This window comes from Aquirufa sp. A-Brett2-15D (assembly GCF_054558735.1).
Map to the genome: position 1 here is coordinate 587,698 of NZ_JBSKFT010000002.1, position 18,348 is coordinate 606,045.

The 18,348-nt window shown below is 41.9% G+C and carries 20 protein-coding genes and 1 pseudogene; 8 read left to right on the top strand and 13 right to left on the bottom strand.

What is annotated here, in order from left to right; all coding sequences use genetic code 11:
- Positions 1 to 59 precede the first annotated feature (59 nt).
- Positions 60 to 1,448: a phosphoglucosamine mutase gene (glmM, locus tag ACST14_RS07870; RefSeq protein ID WP_459462312.1), complete on the top strand. Its 1,389-nt coding sequence runs from the start codon at positions 60 to 62 to the stop codon at positions 1,446 to 1,448.
- Entirely contained in the window at positions 1,449 to 2,591 is a 1,143-nt protein-coding gene (locus ACST14_RS07875) for a cysteine desulfurase family protein (protein ID WP_459462314.1), read from the top strand. It abuts the gene before it with no gap.
- Here the strand turns inward: ACST14_RS07875 and proS are convergent.
- Positions 2,588 to 4,060, bottom strand: coding sequence for a proline--tRNA ligase (gene proS, locus ACST14_RS07880; RefSeq protein WP_459462316.1), 1,473 nt, complete (start codon positions 4,058 to 4,060; stop codon positions 2,588 to 2,590). The genes ACST14_RS07875 and proS overlap by 4 nt on opposite strands.
- Positions 4,061 to 4,178: 118 nt before the next feature.
- Here proS and ACST14_RS07885 point away from each other — a divergent pair, with 118 nt between their 5' ends.
- Both ACST14_RS07885 and ACST14_RS07890 read left to right on the top strand, forming a co-directional pair.
- Positions 4,179 to 5,159, top strand: a complete 981-nt coding sequence (locus ACST14_RS07885; protein ID WP_459462318.1) for a hypothetical protein — start codon at positions 4,179 to 4,181, stop codon at positions 5,157 to 5,159.
- A 9-nt stretch (positions 5,160 to 5,168) separates the two neighbouring features.
- A complete protein-coding gene (locus ACST14_RS07890) occupies positions 5,169 to 6,722 on the top strand; it encodes a hypothetical protein (RefSeq protein WP_459462320.1) in 1,554 nt (517 codons plus the stop codon).
- On the opposite strand, the gene ACST14_RS07895 is transcribed toward ACST14_RS07890, so the two are convergent.
- The 3 genes from ACST14_RS07895 to ACST14_RS07905 are packed head-to-tail and all read right to left on the bottom strand — an operon-like array spanning position 6,719 to position 8,903.
- Complete coding sequence (locus ACST14_RS07895; protein WP_459462322.1) at positions 6,719 to 7,237, bottom strand: shikimate kinase; 519 nt, start codon at positions 7,235 to 7,237, stop codon at positions 6,719 to 6,721. The genes ACST14_RS07890 and ACST14_RS07895 overlap by 4 nt on opposite strands.
- Before the next feature lie 5 nt (positions 7,238 to 7,242).
- The gene (locus ACST14_RS07900) at positions 7,243 to 8,325 is read right to left on the bottom strand and encodes a BT_3928 family protein (protein ID WP_459462324.1); all 1,083 of its coding nucleotides are present in this window, start codon (positions 8,323 to 8,325) and stop codon (positions 7,243 to 7,245) included.
- Positions 8,325 to 8,903, bottom strand: coding sequence for a DUF1599 domain-containing protein (locus ACST14_RS07905; protein WP_459462326.1), 579 nt, complete (start codon positions 8,901 to 8,903; stop codon positions 8,325 to 8,327). Before ACST14_RS07905 ends, ACST14_RS07900 begins: the two co-directional genes overlap by 1 nt.
- Positions 8,904 to 8,978: 75 nt before the next feature.
- Here ACST14_RS07905 and folP point away from each other — a divergent pair, with 75 nt between their 5' ends.
- Both folP and ACST14_RS07915 read left to right on the top strand, forming a co-directional pair.
- Positions 8,979 to 9,848: a dihydropteroate synthase gene (gene folP, locus ACST14_RS07910; protein WP_459462328.1), complete on the top strand. Its 870-nt coding sequence runs from the start codon at positions 8,979 to 8,981 to the stop codon at positions 9,846 to 9,848.
- The gene (locus ACST14_RS07915; RefSeq protein WP_459462329.1) at positions 9,826 to 10,641 is read left to right on the top strand and encodes an aminotransferase class IV; all 816 of its coding nucleotides are present in this window, start codon (positions 9,826 to 9,828) and stop codon (positions 10,639 to 10,641) included. Before folP ends, ACST14_RS07915 begins: the two co-directional genes overlap by 23 nt.
- Before the next feature lie 121 nt (positions 10,642 to 10,762).
- Here ACST14_RS07915 and mog read toward each other — a convergent pair whose 3' ends face one another.
- From mog to aroQ, 8 genes are read right to left on the bottom strand one after another with little or no spacing between them, the layout of a single operon-like run.
- Positions 10,763 to 11,278 carry a molybdopterin adenylyltransferase gene (gene mog / locus ACST14_RS07920; protein WP_459462331.1) on the bottom strand — a complete coding sequence of 172 codons (516 nt, stop codon included), beginning with the start codon at positions 11,276 to 11,278 and terminating at the stop codon, positions 10,763 to 10,765.
- Positions 11,275 to 12,048, bottom strand: coding sequence for a tRNA threonylcarbamoyladenosine dehydratase (locus tag ACST14_RS07925; RefSeq protein WP_459462333.1), 774 nt, complete (start codon positions 12,046 to 12,048; stop codon positions 11,275 to 11,277). Before ACST14_RS07925 ends, mog begins: the two co-directional genes overlap by 4 nt.
- Before the next feature lie 2 nt (positions 12,049 to 12,050).
- A complete protein-coding gene (locus ACST14_RS07930; protein ID WP_459462335.1) occupies positions 12,051 to 13,004 on the bottom strand; it encodes a glycosyltransferase family 2 protein in 954 nt (317 codons plus the stop codon).
- A 21-nt stretch (positions 13,005 to 13,025) separates the two neighbouring features.
- Complete coding sequence (locus ACST14_RS07935; protein ID WP_459462337.1) at positions 13,026 to 13,745, bottom strand: tRNA1(Val) (adenine(37)-N6)-methyltransferase; 720 nt, start codon at positions 13,743 to 13,745, stop codon at positions 13,026 to 13,028.
- Complete coding sequence (locus tag ACST14_RS07940; protein ID WP_459462339.1) at positions 13,732 to 14,355, bottom strand: ribonuclease H1 domain-containing protein; 624 nt, start codon at positions 14,353 to 14,355, stop codon at positions 13,732 to 13,734. Before ACST14_RS07940 ends, ACST14_RS07935 begins: the two co-directional genes overlap by 14 nt.
- Positions 14,356 to 14,925: a MarC family protein gene (locus tag ACST14_RS07945; protein ID WP_459462341.1), complete on the bottom strand. Its 570-nt coding sequence runs from the start codon at positions 14,923 to 14,925 to the stop codon at positions 14,356 to 14,358.
- The gene (locus ACST14_RS07950; RefSeq protein ID WP_459462343.1) at positions 14,915 to 15,961 is read right to left on the bottom strand and encodes an aminotransferase class V-fold PLP-dependent enzyme; all 1,047 of its coding nucleotides are present in this window, start codon (positions 15,959 to 15,961) and stop codon (positions 14,915 to 14,917) included. Before ACST14_RS07950 ends, ACST14_RS07945 begins: the two co-directional genes overlap by 11 nt.
- Positions 15,962 to 15,964: 3 nt before the next feature.
- A complete protein-coding gene (gene aroQ / locus ACST14_RS07955) occupies positions 15,965 to 16,390 on the bottom strand; it encodes a type II 3-dehydroquinate dehydratase (protein WP_459462345.1) in 426 nt (141 codons plus the stop codon).
- A gap of 73 nt (positions 16,391 to 16,463) precedes the next feature.
- On the opposite strand from aroQ, the gene xerD reads away from it, so the two are divergent.
- A complete protein-coding gene (xerD, locus tag ACST14_RS07960) occupies positions 16,464 to 17,384 on the top strand; it encodes a site-specific tyrosine recombinase XerD (protein ID WP_459462347.1) in 921 nt (306 codons plus the stop codon).
- Between the two features lie 108 nt (positions 17,385 to 17,492).
- Positions 17,493 to 17,855, top strand: a pseudogene (locus tag ACST14_RS07965) (four helix bundle protein).
- An 84-nt stretch (positions 17,856 to 17,939) separates the two neighbouring features.
- Here the strand turns inward: ACST14_RS07965 and ACST14_RS07970 are convergent.
- Positions 17,940 to 18,344 (bottom strand): hypothetical protein, encoded by a 405-nt coding sequence (locus ACST14_RS07970; RefSeq protein WP_459462349.1) that lies wholly within the window; start codon positions 18,342 to 18,344, stop codon positions 17,940 to 17,942.
- Between the last annotated feature and the right edge of the window lie 4 nt (positions 18,345 to 18,348).

Genomic DNA, 18,348 nt, shown 5'->3' on the forward strand with positions numbered 1-18,348 from the left:
GAAAAATAGGGATATTTTCTTTAATTTTGATCATCTATTCATTCTAATTCTTTTTTGTTTTGGCATTAATCAAATCAATCTCTGGCATACGTGGTACCATCGGTGGAAAACCGGGTGAGGGTTTAAGTCCTCTGGACGTGGTAACTTTCGCCGCGGCTTATGGCACTTGGCTGAAAAAAGTGGGTCATCCATCGAATTCGATCGTGCTCGGTCGCGATGCGCGTATCTCCGGTGAGATGGTTAGTTCCTTAGTGGCTAATACGTTGATCGGTTTAGGCTGGGATGTGTTAGATATTGGACTTTCCACAACTCCAACAGTAGAATTAGCGGTGCCTTGGACGAAAGCAGCAGGTGGAATTATTATCACCGCTAGCCACAATCCAGCGCAATGGAATGCCTTGAAATTATTGAACGATCGTGGAGAATTTATCTCGGATCAGGATGGAAAGGACTTATTAACGATCGCAGAAAATCAAGATTTCGATTTTGCGGACGTGATGAAATTAGGAAAATTAACCCAAGACGATAGCTTTTTAGCGCAACACGTCGATCATGTGTTGGGTTTAAGTTGGGTGGATCAGCCTTTGATCGCAAAAGCGAACTTCCGTGTCTTAGTGGATGCAGTGAATTCGACCGGAGGAATCGTGGTTCCTATGTTATTGAAGGCTTTAGGCGTTGAGCAGGTGGACGTGATTTTTGGAGAAGCGACGGGACATTTTGGCCACAATCCAGAACCACTTCCGGAGAATTTGACGGAGATGATCTCGAAAATGAAGGCTGGAAATTATGATTTAGGTATTGTGGTGGATCCCGATGTGGATCGTCTTTGCTTTGTTTCGGAGGATGGAACACCATTTGGTGAAGAATATACGCTTGTGGCAGTAGCGGATTACGTGCTTTCTGTGAAACCAGGCAATACCGTTTCAAACCTTTCCTCTACGCGTGCTTTAGCCGATGTAACGCGTAAAGCGGGTGGCGAATATTTCGCGGCTGCAGTAGGTGAGGTTAACGTGGTGACTCAGATGAAGTCGGTGAACGCGATCATCGGTGGCGAAGGAAATGGAGGCGTGATCTTCCCAGAGTCGCATTACGGACGTGATTCCCTAGTGGGAATCGGTTTGTTCTTGACGCATTTGGCAAACAAAGGCATCAAAGCCTCTGAATTGCGTGCGAGCTATCCGGCGTATGTGATTTCTAAAAACAAGATTGAATTATCCACTGACCTGAACGTAGATTTAATTCTAGCGACGGTCGCTGAAAAATACAAGGAGGAGAAAGTAAACACGATCGATGGCGTGAAAATTGACTTCCCAGATCGCTGGGTTCATTTACGCAAATCGAACACGGAGCCTATCATTCGAATTTACGCGGAGGCATCTTCGGAGGCTGAAGCAGATACACTTGCACAACAAATTATAGACGTGATCTCTGAGATCGCGAAAGGGTAGATGGCAGATATAACACCAATTTATTTAGATAATGCGGCAACCACTCCGGTGGATCCAGCGGTTTATGCTGAAATGCAGCCTTATTTCGAGAATTTCACGGCAAATCCGTCGTCAATTCACTCCCACGGTCGTCAAGCGAAGGTGGCCGTAGAAAAGGCGCGCAAGACAATTGCGTCATTATTGCATGCCTCTCCATCGGAGATTTTCTTTACGTCAGGAGGTACAGAGGCTGATAATACGGTTTTGCAATCGGCAGTTTTGCATGGAGGATGCAAGGTAATTATCACTTCGCCTGTAGAACATCACGCGGTTTTACATGCGGCGGAGGCTTGGGCAAAATTGGGTTTGGCGGAATTGAAATTAGTTCGCGTGAATGCCGATGGATCGATTGATTTAGCACATTTGGAAGAATTATTAGCTTCTTCTGAGCAGGCGATCGTGAGTTTAATGCAGGGTAATAATGAAATCGGAAATCTCTTAGACTTGAACGCGGTGGGAGACCTTTGCGAGCAATACGGGGCTTTATTTCATTCGGATACAGTCCAAACCATGGGCCATTACAAGCACGATGTGTCGGCTCTCAAAGTCGATTTCATGGTGGGCGCTGCCCACAAGTTTCACGGCCCTAAGGGTGTCGGTTTCTTGTATGCGAAAGCAGGTTCTAAATTCAGTCCATTAATGCACGGCGGAGCGCAAGAGCGTAACCAACGTGGAGGAACGGAAAATGTATACGGAATGGTGGGTATCGCCAAAGCGTTGGAATTAGCCTATGCTTCCATGGACGAACACGAAGCCTATATCAAAGGATTAAAAGCCTATTTCATAGAAGGATTACAAAAACAATTCCCCGGCATTTCCTTCAACGGAGCCTCTGGGGATGTAGATAATAGTTTATACACGGTATTAAATGTGCGTTTTCCATCGGTAGCCGATGGTGATATGCTGTTATTTCAACTCGATATCGAGAAGATTTCTGCTTCAGGTGGTAGCGCCTGTTCGAGTGGTACTTCAGTGGGATCTCACGTATTAACAGCCTTGAATCCGACGGCAACTGGCGCAGCGGTTCGCTTTTCGTTTAGCAAAAATAATACCCGAACGGAGATCGATCGGGTAGTAGAAGTCTTGAAAAAAATCGTGGCCTAGTAGGCGCGCGCAAAGATAACTCTGCGGCTAGAAGGTGCTCCCGTTAGGATACATTTTCCAGCTTCTTCTTTAGTATTAAGAGGAATGCAGCGAATAGTCGCCTTTGTTAAATCTTTGATTTTTTCTTCTGTCTCAGATGAGCCATCCCAATGCGCAGAAAGGAATCCTCCCTCTTCAATCTTAGTCGTAAATTCTTCCCAGCTATTCACTTCGAAGGTATTTGCTGCTCTGAAATCAAACGCTTTTTGATAGATGCTTTTTTGGATGTCTTCTAAGGTATCCACCACCACGTCTTCAATTCCCTCAAACGACATGCTTGTCTTCTCTCGCGTATCACGACGAGCTAATTCGATCGTGCCATTTTCCATATCGCGGTTTCCAATTGCTAATCTAATTGGAACACCCTTCAATTCGTATTCTGCGAATTTAAATCCAGGACTTTGGTTTTCACTGAAATCAAATTTCACGGAAACACCGCGCTTTTTCAAAGCCTTCACTAAGGGATTAATGCGTGCTTTAATATTTTCTAATTGTTCATCCCCTTTATAGATGGGAACTATCACCACTTGAATCGGCGCTAATTTAGGAGGTAAAACCAAACCTTGATCATCCGAGTGCGCCATAATTAAGGCACCCACTAAACGGGTGGAAACACCCCAAGAGGTTCCCCACACATAATCCAATTGGTTTTCCTTGTTGACGAATTTAACGTCAAAGGCTTTAGCGAAGTTTTGGCCTAAAAAGTGCGACGTACCTGCCTGAAGTGCCTTTCCATCTTGCATCATCGCTTCGATGCAATAGGTTTCATCCGCTCCCGCAAAACGCTCGTTCGCCGTTTTAATTCCCTTCAATACCGGCATCGCCATAAAAGTCTCTGCAAATTCCGCATACACCTCTAGCATTTGTTCTGTCTCCTCGATCGCCTCTTGCTTCGTTGCGTGTGCCGTATGGCCTTCTTGCCACAGGAATTCTGCGGTACGCAAGAATAAACGCGTACGCATTTCCCATCTGACTACGTTTGCCCATTGATTAATCAACAAAGGCAAATCGCGGTAGGATTGAATCCAGTTTTTATAGGAGGACCAAATCACCGTTTCCGACGTAGGTCTCACAATTAATTCTTCTTCTAATTTCGCGTCTGGATCGACGATAACTCCACCGCCATTCGGATCATTTTTTAGTCGGTAATGTGTTACTACTGCACATTCTTTGGCAAAACCCTCTACGTGAGAAGCCTCCTTCGAAAGGAAAGATTTAGGGATAAAAAGGGGGAAATAGGCATTCGAGTGGCCTGTTTCTTTGAACATATCATCTAAGGCACGTTGCATTTTTTCCCAAATGGAATAGCCATAAGGTTTAATAATCATACAGCCTCGAACTGCGGAATTTTCCGCTAAATCTGCTCTCTTAACTAATTCGTTATACCACTCGGAATAATTTTCTGCGCGGCTCGGTAGGGATTTACTCATAAATATTGTTAAAATCGTAATGTAGTGTCCATTTTTTCGTTTACTTTACACTTGAAAAGTGGAACGATACAAAGATACGTTTTGTTAAGCTTTTATTTGACATCATCCGCTAAAAACCATGAAAAATCAATCCTTTGCTTATTTACTGCTTGTAGGATTCGGAATCCTCACCAGTTGCGTGAATGTGACAACATCTTCCTATGTCACAGATGATTTGTATGATGAAGCGAATCGTAGTGTTCAGGTGGCCAAAGTTCAGGCAGCTAAAGCCGCTAAAGATAAGAAATACTTAGATTTTCAAGACTTAGACGAGTCAGATGTGGAAGTCATCGAAGAAGAGGATGGGTTAGCTCAGCAATCCTATACTCGCGTAAATCCTAATTTATATCAATCTGCTTACCAGCAAGGTCTTTCAGATGGTCTATTTAATAGTCCTTATTTAGGTTATGGTTATCGATATACTCCTTTTAATTATTTTAATCCGTCTTTTTCTTATTTTGGAAACCCGTTTAGGACGTTTGGTATCGGTTTAGGGGTATCTGCTCTTAATCCATATTCATTTTATAGTCCATTTAACGATCCATTTAATCCGTTTTTTGATCCTTTCTACAGTCCTTTCTATAGAAATTTCAACAGCCCTTTTTATAGTCCATTCGGCTTCAACTCCTTCTATAATAACTATAATTATTATGGACCAGGAGGTAATTACACGGGATATAGTGGTCAATACCAGACGAATGATATAAGAGAGAAGAAGAATTTTGGTCCGCGTGACGATCGTTCTAACAACCGTAATTCGGGTGGAAATTATACTAATTCTCCTCGTGGCGGAAATAATTCTTATAATACACAAGGGAATAATTTACCTCGTGTTGTTACGCAACAAAACGCTAGTTCAGGTTCGAGTGCTCAGCCTTATGTAGCACCGCGTCGTAATTCGAATTACGAATACCGCGCGGCTCCTTCAGATGGCGGTGGTGTGCAACGTGGTAATTCGACATCCACATCCACATCAACACCTTCTTATAGCAGCCCTAGTTCTGGTGGAGGTTCAAGTTCCGGTGGTGGCGGAGGTGGTTCTAGTCGCGGTCCTCGTTAATTTACGATCATGAAAAAAGCTCTTTTATTATTTATCAGCGTGTTTGCGCTGAGCGAGGCTATGGCCCAAATCTATACCTATCCAGGTTTAGCCAAGCAGTTTACCACAAGCTATTCTGTCGGGACGGCTCGCATGCAAGCTTTAGGGGGTTCTCATAGTGCCTTAGGGGCAGACTTGAGTTCCATTTCAGGTAATCCAGCCGGTTTAGGTTTTTACACGCGTTCTGAGGTGAACTTGAGCCTAGCCTATACGGGAGTTCAGACTAAATCCATGTATTTGTCTTCTGCGGATGAAGCATCGGATAGTCAGATACAAGTGCCTACTTTAGGGATGGTGATCTCTAGTAATAATTTGAGTGGAGGTGATTGGAATGGGTCTTTTGGTTTTGGTTATTCTCGACAGGCGATTTTTATTCAGCCTATTACTATTTCAGGAACCAATAATCGGAGTTCGTTGCTAGACAACTTCATCGAGAAGGCGAATGATAAAGGGGCTACAGGAGCTAGTTTAGATGATGAATATGACTCCTATACCGGAACAGCTGGCTCAGCAGAGGCATTAGCTTACCATTCCTATTTAATTAATCCAAACTCTGTGACGGGCGGAGCACCATTTGAACGTTTTCAGCCTTTATTGCCCACGAATCAATACGGATCTGCCACTAATTCGGGTGCTTTAACCTCTTGGGACTTCGCTTATGGGGCATCTTATCAAGATAAATTTTATTTAGGTGCTGCTTTGCACTTTTCTCGAATAAATGCCAGTTCTTCCACGACTTGGGAAGATGAGTATCTAGGAGCGAAAAATGTGGCTGGTTTTCAATATGCCGAAACCTTATTGACGACAGGATCAGGTATTGCCCTTAGTTTAGGGGGGATTTACAAAGTGAATCCATCACTCCGACTTTCTTTGGCCTTAAAAACGCCTACCTATTATGACCAAATGAACGAGACCTATAATGCACGTTTGTTTCCGAATGTGATCGGCATTCCTACCATCGGTTCAACTGGTAATCCGATTACGATCACTAAGGTGAATCCGATCCGATTAACGACGAACGAGTTTACGTATCAATTTGTAAGTCCTTTGAAGGTTTCAGGTGGTCTTGCTTTTTTCTTCTCCAAGAAAGGTTTTGTTACCGCAGATGTAGAATATGTGGGTTATGGAGCTATGAAGGTATCTTCGTCTGAATTAGGTGGATCCGCTGATCAGTCTTTTCAGACAAAGTACAATGGTCAAATTTCCCGTAATTTTGAAGGGGCTTTGAACGTCAAATTAGGTTCTGAAATTCGTGTTTCACCGGTGTTTAGTTTGCGCGCGGGAGCGGCTCTTTACGGAAGTGGATATGCGCCTAGCTATGACACGATTGATCGCAATGCTTTCCAGGTTTCTGGTGGCATAGGATACCGTAAATCTAATTTCTATATCGATTTAACCGCGATTCGTAGGACGCAGAAAGATGCTTATACGCCGTATACGCTAAAAAATACGGCCGACTTTAGTTCCGCTACTTTAGATATGACGTCTACGCAATTGATGCTAGGTGGAGGGATCTATTTCTAGACAGGTAAGTATTGGTCTAAAAGCCAAAGCAATTGACTTACCGAAATCTCACCGTCAACTTGAATATCAGCTTGCTGGTAAAATGAGAGTCTTTCCTTGAAGGTTTTTTTGATGGAGGCGATTACTACGTCCTCGCTTTGGGACTTATCTAATAAGGGACGATTATTTCCCTGCGCTTTGTATAAGCGAGTTGCTAAATCGTTCACATCTACATTTAAAAATACGCTCACCCCGTTTTCTTTAATGAAGTCCATGTTATCATGAAAGCAAGGTACACCGCCTCCGGTCGCGATGACCATGGATTGATCTGGTTGAAAACCTCTCAGCGTCTTTTTTTCTATTTCACGGAAATGTGCCTCACCTAAATTAGAGAAAATCTCAGACACGGTCTTTTGTTCACGGGTTTCAATCAATTTATCCATGTCCATAAAGGAGTATCCAATATTCTTTGCTAATTCCTTCCCCAACGTACTTTTACCCGAGGACGGCATTCCTACTAAATAGATATTCTTCATTCTTTTTATTCTAGGCTTTGTTGAATTTCATCCGCAGAGGGTAGGGCGTAGGAAGACCATTTTCCTTTCACCGTTCCATCCTTTATTAGCCACAATCCGGGGCTAGAGCGAACAATGGTTTTTAATATTTTTGTATCGGCAGATAAGGCTGGAAATCCTAACTGGTATTTATGTCTCAAAGCGTTTACTTCCCCATCCGGTGAAGCAGAAACAAGCCAAACGGTGATATTTTTCAATCCCTTAGTTAGCTGTTCAATTTGAGGTAGTGCCCCTTCATTCATATGGTGAACGTTAGGGATAATCACCATCAATTTAGCCCCTTTAAAGCTTTCTTGCGTGTAATTAGTCGTATCACCCTCTGCCCACAATTGGTAGTCGGTAATCAAAGGTCTAGCCTCTTTTTCGTTAGTCGCATTCATCGAAATAAATTGCGCCGTCGTATCCGTAGGCATCTCACTTAATTCCGTTTCGACCCCTTTGATTTTATAGACATAGGTAAACTTCAATGGTTCGCGTTCCTTCATATTAGTAGGAATGTGATCCCCTATCGCGTAGGGCAAACCATCGCTAATAGGTAGGTGAAAATAGCAGAATATGCCTAAAGCAATACTTAGAGCTGATGTTATCAGGACCCACTTGCCTGTTTTTCTATCTTGCGGTTTTCTCGAAATGAGGATGATTACCGTTAATGCGATTAAGAAAATGTCTTTAAAGAAAGAAGTCCAGGGCGTTAATTTGATTGTTTCTCCAAAGCATCCACAATCCGTTACCTTATTAAAATAGGCTGAATAGAAAGTTAGGAATCCGAAGAAGGCTAAAATCCCTATGAAGGCATATAAGGTCTGTTTAACTCGGTAATTAAGTGCTAAAGCCACCGCCAATACAATTTCTAAGCTACTTAAAAGGATTGATAAGATTAGTGCATACGGAATCCAGAATTTCCAAAAACCGGCCATAAAAGCAAAGTCCACCGAGAACACTTCGAAGTATTCTTCTAGCTTTAGCTGGGTTCCGATCGGGTCATTCAATTTAATGAGACCCGAAAAGATGAAAATGCTTACCAATAAAATCTTTGCGATTTTGGTCATTATTGCTGTTGTTGCTGTTGTTGCTCCCCCTTCAAAGTGATTAAACAGAAGACGGCATAATTCAACATATCTTGATAATTCGCCTCTACTCCTTCAGAAACGAGTGTTACCCCATCATTATTTTCAATTTGCTTAGTGCGGAAAATCTTCATTAAAATCAGATCCGTCATACTACTAATCCGCATATCACGCCAAGCCTCGCCGTAATCATGGTTTTTATTTCTTAATAATTCCAACGTAATTTCCACTTGCTGATCGTAAAAGCCACTCAACTCTTCTGGAGCGAACTCCATCTGATCCGAATTTTCTAATGATTTTTGAATTAAAGCAATGATGCAGTAATTAATAATCCCAATGAACTCGCCTTCGATTCCATCCGCGATTTTTTGGCTTCCTTTTTCCTGGATGCTGCGAATACGCTGAGCTTTAATGAAGATTTGATCCGTTAGGCTAGAAAGTCGTAAAATTCTCCATGAAGTACCGTAATCTTTGTTTTTTTTATCAAACAAGGCTTTGCAGTATGAAATTACTTGGCGATATTCGATTTCGGTTTGGGAAGGCGTTGAGTCCCTATTCATAGAATCAGTTTTTAGACGATGCTCACGTTTTTATAGCCTACAAAATTATTTAAATTATCCTAAAATTCACTCGATTTGGACGCTCTTTTTTCCACAAGTCAAACAATCCGTTTAAATGGGCAATTGATTGATTTTTCTGCGCCTAAAATCATGGGTATTTTGAATATCACCCCGGATTCTTTTTACGAAGGAAGTCGCTTTACTTCTGTTGAATTAGCTTTAGAGCAGGCTTCATCCATGATCTCTGAAGGCGCTTTGATTTTGGATATTGGTGGGCATTCCACAAGACCTGGAGCTGCTCCGGTGAGTTTACAAGAGGAAATTGATCGGGTTTGTCCGATTATTTCTGCGATTGCCTCTGCATTTCCTTCTGTGATTATTTCTATCGATACGTATCGCGTGGCGGTGGCTCATGCGGCTTTAGCGGCTGGCGCTCATCTGTTTAATGATATAGGCGCAGGCCAAATGGACGAAGGCGTTTTCGATTACATTGTCGAAAATCAGATTCCCTATATTTTGAGTCATAGCGTGGGACGTTTTGAAAATGTGCATGAGGTGCCCGATTATCAAAATGTGATTGCGGAAGTTTTATATAATTTATTGCCCAAAGTTCAGGAACTTCGTTCCCGAGGTTTCAAAGATTTGATTGTTGACCCTGGTTTTGGCTTTTCTAAATCGCTTGATCATAATTATGCTTTGCTAGCTCAATTAAGAGCATTTAAGTTGCTAGGCGCACCCATATTAGCTGGTCTGTCAAGAAAGACAATGATCTGGAAAGAATTAGGTATTACTGCTGATGAAGCCTTAAATGGCAGTACCGTTTTACATACGGTAGCTTTGTTGCGGGGCGCGTCGATTTTACGAGTGCACGATGTGAAGGAGGCTAAAGAAACGATTCATTTAGTTCATAAACTACAAGAAAATGGCCTATCCCATTTATTATAAAGGCGCGTGGCAAGACCCCGAGAAGGTGACTGTATCCATAAAGGATGTGGGTTTTCTACGTGGTTTCGGCATTTTCGATTTCTTCCGCATCATGGATGGCAAGCCCATCTTTATGTCGGATCATTTAGATCGCTTTTTGAGTTCTGCAGCGAAAATGGGTTTGACTCATTCATATACAAAAGAGCATTTAGGCTCTTTAATCCACGAGATCGCGGCGCAATCTGTCGATCCTTGCTTAGGAGTGAAATTGGTTTTAACCGCAGGTTTTAGTCCAAACGGCTTCGATCCATCCGGAGATTCCGAGTTATACATTTTCCCCGGCGTCTTCTCGTTTGCCGAGCCTACCGCTGGGTTGCGTTTAATGAGTCGCGAATACTATCGCGAAATGGCGGACATCAAATCGCTGAATTATGCTTTCGCTTTACGTGAAATGCCTTCGGTTCGTGCAGCAGGTGGTGATGATTTGATTTACCATACGCCTGAATTTGGGGTTTCAGAATCGTCCCGCAGTAATTTGTTTTTTGTCAAAGACGGAGTCATTCATACCCCAGCTGATCATATTTTAGAAGGGGTCACGCGTAAAAAGGTGATTGCTTTAGCCTCTTCGGTTTACGAAGTTCGCGTCGGTCATAGTACGCTGGAGGATTTTATGAATGCCGATGAGGTCTTTACGACAGGTTCCACCAAGCGCGTCTTACCTATTTATTCGATCGATGGAAAGCAGATTGGGGATGGGAATAGGGGTGAGGTGACGGAGAAGGTTTATGAGATGTTGCTTGAAAATGAAATTTAATGGTGAATGGTAAGTGGTAAATAATCATTCATCATTTACCATTCATCATTCACCATTTATTTCAAAGACCAAATTTGAACCTTGAACTTTGCAATTTGAACTTTGAAAATAGCCCTGCGGGCTATTTTGGCCTAAAAGCCTTCATATTTCCCTCCCTACATACCAAGTAAGGTCCACCAATCAAGTCAATGCAATAAGGGATCGCTGGGAAAACAGCCTCTAGGCATTGTCTGATGGCCTTCGGTTTTCCGGGAAGGTTTAAAATTAATGTTTGATTTCTTATACCCGCTGTTTGGCGGCTAAGAATGGCTGTAGGAACATATTGCAGGCTTACGGAGCGCATGAGTTCGCCGAAGCCGGGCATCATTTTTTGGCAAACTGCTTCTGTTGCTTCTGGAGTTACATCGCGTAAGGCAGGGCCCGTGCCGCCGGTGGTTACTAATAGGCAAACTTCTTTAGACATTTCGATCATCTTCGCCTCAAGTTGATCTTGTTCGTCCGGTACAACGGCGTAGACTACGTCGAATTCAGATTCCAAATATTCCTTTAATAATTCGACCACGGCTTTGCCGGGAATATCTTCGTAGATTCCTGCGCTGGCGCGATCGGACACATTAATGACGCCTATTTTGATCATTTTATTTTGGGTAATTTAAGCTTCTTTTCCATCGGAATGGGTTCGTCTAACAGGTCTCTGATGACGATGGAGGCGACTACCCCACCAAATGCCGCAGGAAGATAAGAAATAGTTCCGTAAGCTGATTTTTTGTAATTGCTTCCATCGGTTAGGATTAAGGATTCGTCTTTGACTTTTTCCAAAGAGAAAACCGCTTTAATCCCTTTTCCTACTCCCATTTTGCGTATTCTTTTGCGCACTAAAGACGCTAAATAACAATCTCGTGTATCAAATAAATCAGCCGTTCTGATTTTAGTAGGATCCATTTTCCCCCCGGCACCCATGGAGCTGGCTATTTTAAAACCGAGGTCATAGGCCGTTTTTAATAAGGTAATTTTAGGAGTCACCGAGTCGATGCAGTCCATCACATAGTCGAACTTGGTAGTTTCTAGGAGTTTTTTAGCCTCTTCTGGACTTAAAAATTGCTCTACCACGGATAAATTAAGCGCTGGATTAATGGCTAGTAGGCGTTCGGCCATGATTTGGGCTTTTGAAATTCCATGGTTCGTCGCTAAAGCGGGTAATTGTCGGTTTCGATTCGTAGGATCCACCACATCGCCATCCACGATGGTCATCGTTCCTACGCCAGAACGGGCGATGAATTCTGCGGCAAAAGAGCCTACGCCCCCTAAACCGACCACTAAAACATGTGCTTTTTGTAATTTCTGGATTCCCTCCGAACCGATTAATAATTCGGAACGAGAAAGCCAGCTCAGATCATTGTTTGGCATAATTAGGATATTTCTTCCTTGATTTGGTAATTCGTCGTTTTATCCGAATTAGTGATTAATAATTCACCAATGAATCCAGCTAAAAATAATTGAACCCCTAAAATAATGGCCACTAAAGCCAAGAAAAAGAGTGGGTTATCCGTGACGTTTCGGTATTTTAAATTATAAGCTATGTTATAAATTTTAACAGCCATTAGATAAATAGTTAAGGCAGATCCAGTCAAAAATGACAAGATACCTAGGCTACCAAAAAGGTGCATGGGGCGCTTTCCAAAAATCTGCACAAACGAGATCGATAATAGATCTAAAAATCCAAACAAGAATCGTTCTAAGCCGAATTTCGTCACACCATACTTGCGCGCTTGGTGCTGAACCACCTTTTCGCCTATCTTCGTGAATCCATTCCATTTCGCTTGAACCGGAATATAGCGGTGCATTTCACCATATAATCTTAGGGTTTTCACCACCTCGATTTTATAGGCTTTCAGTCCACAATTGAAGTCATTCAACTTGACTCCAGACAGTTTACGCGTCGCCGCATTGTATAACTTCGTAGGAATTGTCTTCGAAATAGGGTCAAAGCGTTTTTGTTTCCAGCCCGAAACTAAATCATAATTTTCTTCTGTAATCAATCGATATAATTCCGGAATTTCATCCGGGGAATCTTGTAAATCAGCATCCATAGTGATGACTACTTGGCCAGATGCCTTACTGAATCCTTCGTGAAGCGCAGCTGATTTGCCGTAATTGCGAGCAAAAGAAATAGCTAAAAGGCTGCTGTATTGCGTGGATAATTGCTTCAATACCTCCCAAGAATTGTCGTTACTACCATCGTTCACGAATATCATCTCGTAAGAAAAAGCATTTTCTTTCATGACGCGGTCGATCCAAGAACATAGTTCTGGAAGCGATTCGGCTTCGTTATAAAGAGGTACTACGATGGATAGTTGTAACATACGAGCAAAAATACAAAATAATTATGAAGGAAAGATGATATAATAAGGTCTTAATAATTCAATGAATTCCGGGCTATAGTCGCCTTGTTCGGTTTTAATATGTAGCCTGCGTTCCTCGGTTAGCTTTTCTTTCCTTGATCCGCACGCCATTACGCGTAAAACTGGGCTGTCTGGATTCGAATGAATCTTTACTTTTTCGTTGAAATATAGGCCTTTTGATTGGAGTGTTTTTTCGAATTGTGCCAAAACATCTTCAGGATATAATACCGCAAATTCTCCTTCCTCTGCCAGCAATCGATCAATCGAGGCCACTAAATCAGCTGGACTCAAATGATCCGAATGAATCGCCATGTGCTTAGCTGGATCTGTTGACGCTAAATGATTTGTAAAAAAGGGTGGGTTAGAGCAGATGAAATCGAATTTTACATCTGGACTATAGGTGTTAACGTCTGTTTGGATGACTTGAAGGCGTTCTTTGAAGGGACTTTTTTCGAAGTTTTCTGCGGCTAATAAAGCTACCTCAAGATGTATTTCGAGTGCTTTTACTTGTATTTTCGGGTTCGCTTGAACCATCATCGTGGCCAAAAGTCCACATCCTGTTCCGATATCTAGGCATAAACCACGTGCTTGTAAGGATGTCCAAGCACCGAACAGGCAAGCTTCCGTGCTAATTTTCAATCCCGGATTTCCGTGACTAAGCTCGAATTGCTTGAACTCGAAAAGGGATCTATTTTCGGCCATAATCTGCCGGATTTTCACCCCAATCTTCCGTTTCCCACTTCAACACTTTCGTGGAATAGTGATTGCTTTTTAACCAAGCGATGGCGTTATCCACCATCTTAAATAGTTCTTCTGTACCTGCGTGACGTTCTAGATTTGTCTTAATAGCCCGATTTCGAACCCAGGCGATGGCCGTTCGAGAATCAGAATACAAAGGGTAGGGGCAATCTAATTTTTTCAGATAGGCAAGCCCGTGCACGATGGCTAAGAATTCACCGAGGTTCACTGTTCCTTCTGGGAAAGGGCCGCGGGCAAATAATATCTCTTTTGTCTCTGTATTAACACCTTGGTATTCTAATACGCCTGGATTTCCTGCACATGCCGCATCGACTGATATACTCGGAACGATGAATTTAGCCACATGTAGCCGAGGGGCTTTGGCCTTCGAAGCAGGGCTTACACTTGCCCAATAATTCTTTTTAGAAGCTGACTCTGCCTCTGATTTGGACTCAAAAGCTTTGTATTGTGCGCCAGCATAACCTTTTATATGCTTTTCGGTCTCTGCCCAAGAATCAAAGATACCGGTCTGATGACCTGCCCAAATCACATAATATTTTTGTTTTTTGGCCATCTAGATCAAACGGGATTTAAAGATCTTGATCGCAATGGCAATCAATATAACTCCAAATATTTTGCGCAAAATCTGTGTCCCCGCACTACCTAATTTCTTCTCAATCCAAACACTTGATCGCAATACGAGGTAGATGAAAATAAGATTAATAAAGATACTGATGATGATATTTCCCTCTTCAAACTGTGATTTCAAGGAAATCAAAGTGGTCATTGTTCCCGCACCAGCAATGATAGGAAAGGCTAATGGAACAATGGAATGGGTATTTGTTTCAATTTCCTCACTCTTAAAGATGCTCCTTCCCAAGGTCATTTCCATACCGATGAGGAAAATGATTAAGGCACCTGCCATCGCAAAGGAATTCGTGTCTACACCCAGTAAGTGCAAGATGAATTTTCCGGCGTAAAAGAATCCAACCATGATGATACCAGACGCTAAAGTGGCTTGCATGGCATGAATGTCGCCATTCTTTTTTCTCAAATCGATGATGATAGGGATGGATCCTAAAATATCAATAACAGAAAATAGGATCAAAGAGGCCGAAAGAATTTCTTTATAATTAAAGTTCATTTTTTATGTGGTTGATGAGTGTTTCAATATCTTCTTTCGTGTGGGCTGGAAAATTTGCGATTCGGAACGTCGTATTTTTCCATTCGCCATATCCTTTGCCTAATTCGATGCCTTTCACTTGACAGTGGGCATGCAAGGCCTGAATCTTTTCTGCGGGACCTTTCAGGGCTAAAACCGTAGGCAATCGCAATTCGTCCCGTTCGATTAAATAAGAAAAATCGTTTTGTTGGTCCCAAAAATCAGTCCATATTTTCATTTTTGTCAAAGTGGCTAGATGTGTTTCTGATAAAGAAGGCAACTGCTGAGTTAGACGATAAATTAAATAAATGCTCAACACATTAGGCGTCATTTGCGTCTGAAATACGCGTCTATTCTCTTCTATGAACAATAAATCATTATAATGGGTTGCTCGTGCGAGTTCTTTCGCCCTGTTCAAAGCTTTAGGCGAACAGATCATCAGACCCATTCCTGCTGGAATTCCCATACATTTTTGTACGGAAGCCAGCCAAACATCCGCTTCTAACCACGGTAATTCGATGCCTCCCATGGAAGAAGTGGCATCGACGGCTACAATGGCGTCTTCGGCTAATTGAAAATCCGCGCGGCGTATTTGCTGGCCGGTTCCATTAGAAGTTTCACTTTGGACTAAACACAAGGTGTCGCCTGTGATGGGCCCTAGTTGGAGGCTAACTTCGGCAAGGCTTTGGCCTATAGAAAACTCGTGACATTCCGCAACGGACTTTGCATAATTCGCCCATTTCTTACCAAAAGCCCCATTAAATAGATGAATTGATTTTTTTCTGACCAAAGATTGCGTCACAATCTCCCAAGCTTCCGTCGCCGATGAAACGAAATAAATGCTATAATCAGCCGGGATATTCCATTTAGCATGGAGCTCCAGAAACGTAGCTTCTAGCAATTCCTCGAACTGCGCACTTCTGTGATTGATGCTGACAATCCCCTGCTTAAAAGCCTCTTGAATGTATCCAAGGGCCTCTGGGTGTACCTTAGAAGGACCAGGGTAGAAAGATAACATGGGTTATAGAAAGGAATAAAGACCTAATTCATAACCACGAAGGCCTAAACCAACGATGATTCCTTTTGCTTTAGGACTTAAATAGCTGTGGTGACGAAAATCTTCTCTGGCGTGCACATTTGAAATATGAATTTCAATAACTGGAGTTTTTATTGCCGCAACGGCATCACCCAAAGCCACCGAAGTGTGAGTATATCCGCCCGCATTGAATAAAATACCATCGTAGCTGAATCCCACTTCGTGTAATTTATTAATAAGAACTCCCTCTTCATTCGATTGAAAATAGGAGATGTCTAATTGCTCGCCAAATTTATCTTGTAAGATTTCCAAAAACTGTTCGAAAGTCTGTGCTCCATAAATTTCAGGTTCACGCGTGCCTAATAAATTTAAATTAGGGCCATTCAGGATCAATATTTTCTTTCTTACCATATTTAAAAAGGTACATGCGGTGTAAAAATACGTAATTACTTTAAATTTACGGGATTCTAAAGATAAAATGTCGATGTGGGATGTAGAAATCCAGGCTTTTGGTGATTACTTGAAAATAGAACGGGGTTTGTCAAAACATTCCCACGAAGCCTATTTGCGGGATATTCATAAGTTAGCATCCTATTTATCAGCTAATCCAATAACCATAGACAAAGTCGAGGAATCTCACCTATTGGCATTTTTAAAAGATTTACATGCCTTAGGGGTAGAAGCCAGCACCCAATCTAGAACCTTATCTGGAATTCGGGCCTTTTTTCAATTTCTTGTCTTTGACGGGACATTAAAAGTAGACCCTACGATTCACGTAAAGAATCCCCAAATGGGTCGCAAACTTCCAGACACACTTTCTTTTGACGAAATCACAGCCATACTCGATCAAGCTGATCTGTCTAGTCCGGAGGGCGTTCGCAATCGCGCGATGTTGGAATTTTTATATGGCGCGGGGTTACGTGTATCAGAATTAATTGGCCTAAAAAGAGACGATATTTATGAAGACCAGGGCTTCATTAAAGTGCGTGGAAAAGGAGATAAAGAACGTCTGGTTCCAGCTGGCCGCGATGCCTTCAAATATTTAAATTTGTATTTGGAATCTATTCGACCCTCCGTTCCCGTCAAGAAAGATTCGACGCATATTATATTCTTAAACAGGAGAGGATCTGGCCTAAGTCGTGTAATGGTTTTCTTGATTTGCAAAGACCTAGCTGCGAAAGCCGGGATAACGAAAGTCATCAGTCCACATACGTTTCGCCACTCTTTTGCCACCCATTTAATTGAAGGTGGCGCAGATCTTCGAGCTGTTCAAGAGATGTTAGGTCATGAATCGATCTTAACGACGGAGATTTATACGCACTTGGATCGGGCGTATTTGACGCAGATGGTGCAGGATTTTCATCCTTTTTCGAAGTTCAAAGACCAAAGTTCAAATAGCAAATAGCAAATAGCAAAGTTCAAAAATGGATTTTAATCAATAAGTTGATAAGTGTTATCAGTTATTTAGTGTGTTCCCAAAGGTTACTGGTGTAGTTTTACAAAAAACACCACTATGACTTACTCCAATATTGTTCAAGAAAAGGCTTTTCAATTTTCTTTACATTTAATACCAATTTGCATAAGGCTTTCAAATGAAAAAAGGGAGTTTGTTTTGTCTAAACAGCTCTTAAAATCGAGCACATCCATAGGGGCAAATTTAGAATAAGCTATCGGAGGCTTTTCAAAGAAAGATTTTCATTATAAAATTTCAATTTCATACAAAGAAGCAAGAGAAACCCGCTATTGGTTGAAATTGCTCATTGCATCTGACTTAATTCAAATCGAGGAAGGGAATAAATTATTAGACGAATTAGAGGAGATTCTTAAAATTTTAGGTCGCACTATTATCACCTTGAATCAAAAGAATCAAGACTAATATAGATTTTCATCCACGTTGCTCTTTGGTCTTTGCTCTTTGCTCTTTGAACTTTGCTCTTTGCTCTTTGAACTTTGCTCTTTGTTATTTGTCTTCCGGAAAAGGAATAAACACAAAATTGGTAAACTGTCCATCCACCACGAAAAGGCAGGCGTATTCTTCGATGTCTCTAAAGTTTTGGACAAAAAGCTCCATATTTTCCTCTGCAATGAGTTTGCGTTGGACGAATTCTTCCATCATCGAAGCGTGGTAGTTCCATTTGTTTTCGTTCAATTCTGCGACACCTATCAGTTTTTGACCTATTTCGATGGGGCGTTGTGAGGTGACGAAGATGGGAAAATCAGAGAAGCCACGCTTTTTGATTTGGTAGGATGCTTCTTTCAAGGCATCTGAGACTTTGATGAAGTCTGACGAGATAAGTCCTAAATATTTCCCATTTAAATCGGGGGAATTAGGGGCATTGGATAGGGCGGTGTAATCTTCGATCATAATT

What these genes read in the sequence shown, in the direction of transcription:
- ACST14_RS07925 (WP_459462333.1), bottom strand. Translation starts at nt 12,048, where the DNA reads ATGCCAAACAATGATCTGAGCTGGCTTTCTCGTTCCGAATTATTAATC.
- ACST14_RS07895 (WP_459462322.1), bottom strand. Translation starts at nt 7,237, where the DNA reads ATGAAGAATATCTATTTAGTAGGAATGCCGTCCTCGGGTAAAAGTACG.
- ACST14_RS07915 (WP_459462329.1), top strand. Translation starts at nt 9,826, where the DNA reads ATGGCCTATCCCATTTATTATAAAGGCGCGTGGCAAGACCCCGAGAAG.
- ACST14_RS07935 (WP_459462337.1), bottom strand. Translation starts at nt 13,745, where the DNA reads ATGGCCGAAAATAGATCCCTTTTCGAGTTCAAGCAATTCGAGCTTAGT.
- ACST14_RS07950 (WP_459462343.1), bottom strand. Translation starts at nt 15,961, where the DNA reads ATGTTATCTTTCTACCCTGGTCCTTCTAAGGTACACCCAGAGGCCCTT.
- ACST14_RS07970 (WP_459462349.1), bottom strand. Translation starts at nt 18,344, where the DNA reads ATGATCGAAGATTACACCGCCCTATCCAATGCCCCTAATTCCCCCGAT.
- ACST14_RS07900 (WP_459462324.1), bottom strand. Translation starts at nt 8,325, where the DNA reads ATGACCAAAATCGCAAAGATTTTATTGGTAAGCATTTTCATCTTTTCG.
- ACST14_RS07940 (WP_459462339.1), bottom strand. Translation starts at nt 14,355, where the DNA reads ATGGCCAAAAAACAAAAATATTATGTGATTTGGGCAGGTCATCAGACC.
- mog (WP_459462331.1), bottom strand. Translation starts at nt 11,278, where the DNA reads ATGATCAAAATAGGCGTCATTAATGTGTCCGATCGCGCCAGCGCAGGA.
- ACST14_RS07875 (WP_459462314.1), top strand. Translation starts at nt 1,449, where the DNA reads ATGGCAGATATAACACCAATTTATTTAGATAATGCGGCAACCACTCCG.
- proS (WP_459462316.1), bottom strand. Translation starts at nt 4,060, where the DNA reads ATGAGTAAATCCCTACCGAGCCGCGCAGAAAATTATTCCGAGTGGTAT.
- xerD (WP_459462347.1), top strand. Translation starts at nt 16,464, where the DNA reads ATGTGGGATGTAGAAATCCAGGCTTTTGGTGATTACTTGAAAATAGAA.
- ACST14_RS07930 (WP_459462335.1), bottom strand. Translation starts at nt 13,004, where the DNA reads ATGTTACAACTATCCATCGTAGTACCTCTTTATAACGAAGCCGAATCG.
- ACST14_RS07885 (WP_459462318.1), top strand. Translation starts at nt 4,179, where the DNA reads ATGAAAAATCAATCCTTTGCTTATTTACTGCTTGTAGGATTCGGAATC.
- aroQ (WP_459462345.1), bottom strand. Translation starts at nt 16,390, where the DNA reads ATGGTAAGAAAGAAAATATTGATCCTGAATGGCCCTAATTTAAATTTA.
- ACST14_RS07945 (WP_459462341.1), bottom strand. Translation starts at nt 14,925, where the DNA reads ATGAACTTTAATTATAAAGAAATTCTTTCGGCCTCTTTGATCCTATTT.
- ACST14_RS07905 (WP_459462326.1), bottom strand. Translation starts at nt 8,903, where the DNA reads ATGAATAGGGACTCAACGCCTTCCCAAACCGAAATCGAATATCGCCAA.
- ACST14_RS07890 (WP_459462320.1), top strand. Translation starts at nt 5,169, where the DNA reads ATGAAAAAAGCTCTTTTATTATTTATCAGCGTGTTTGCGCTGAGCGAG.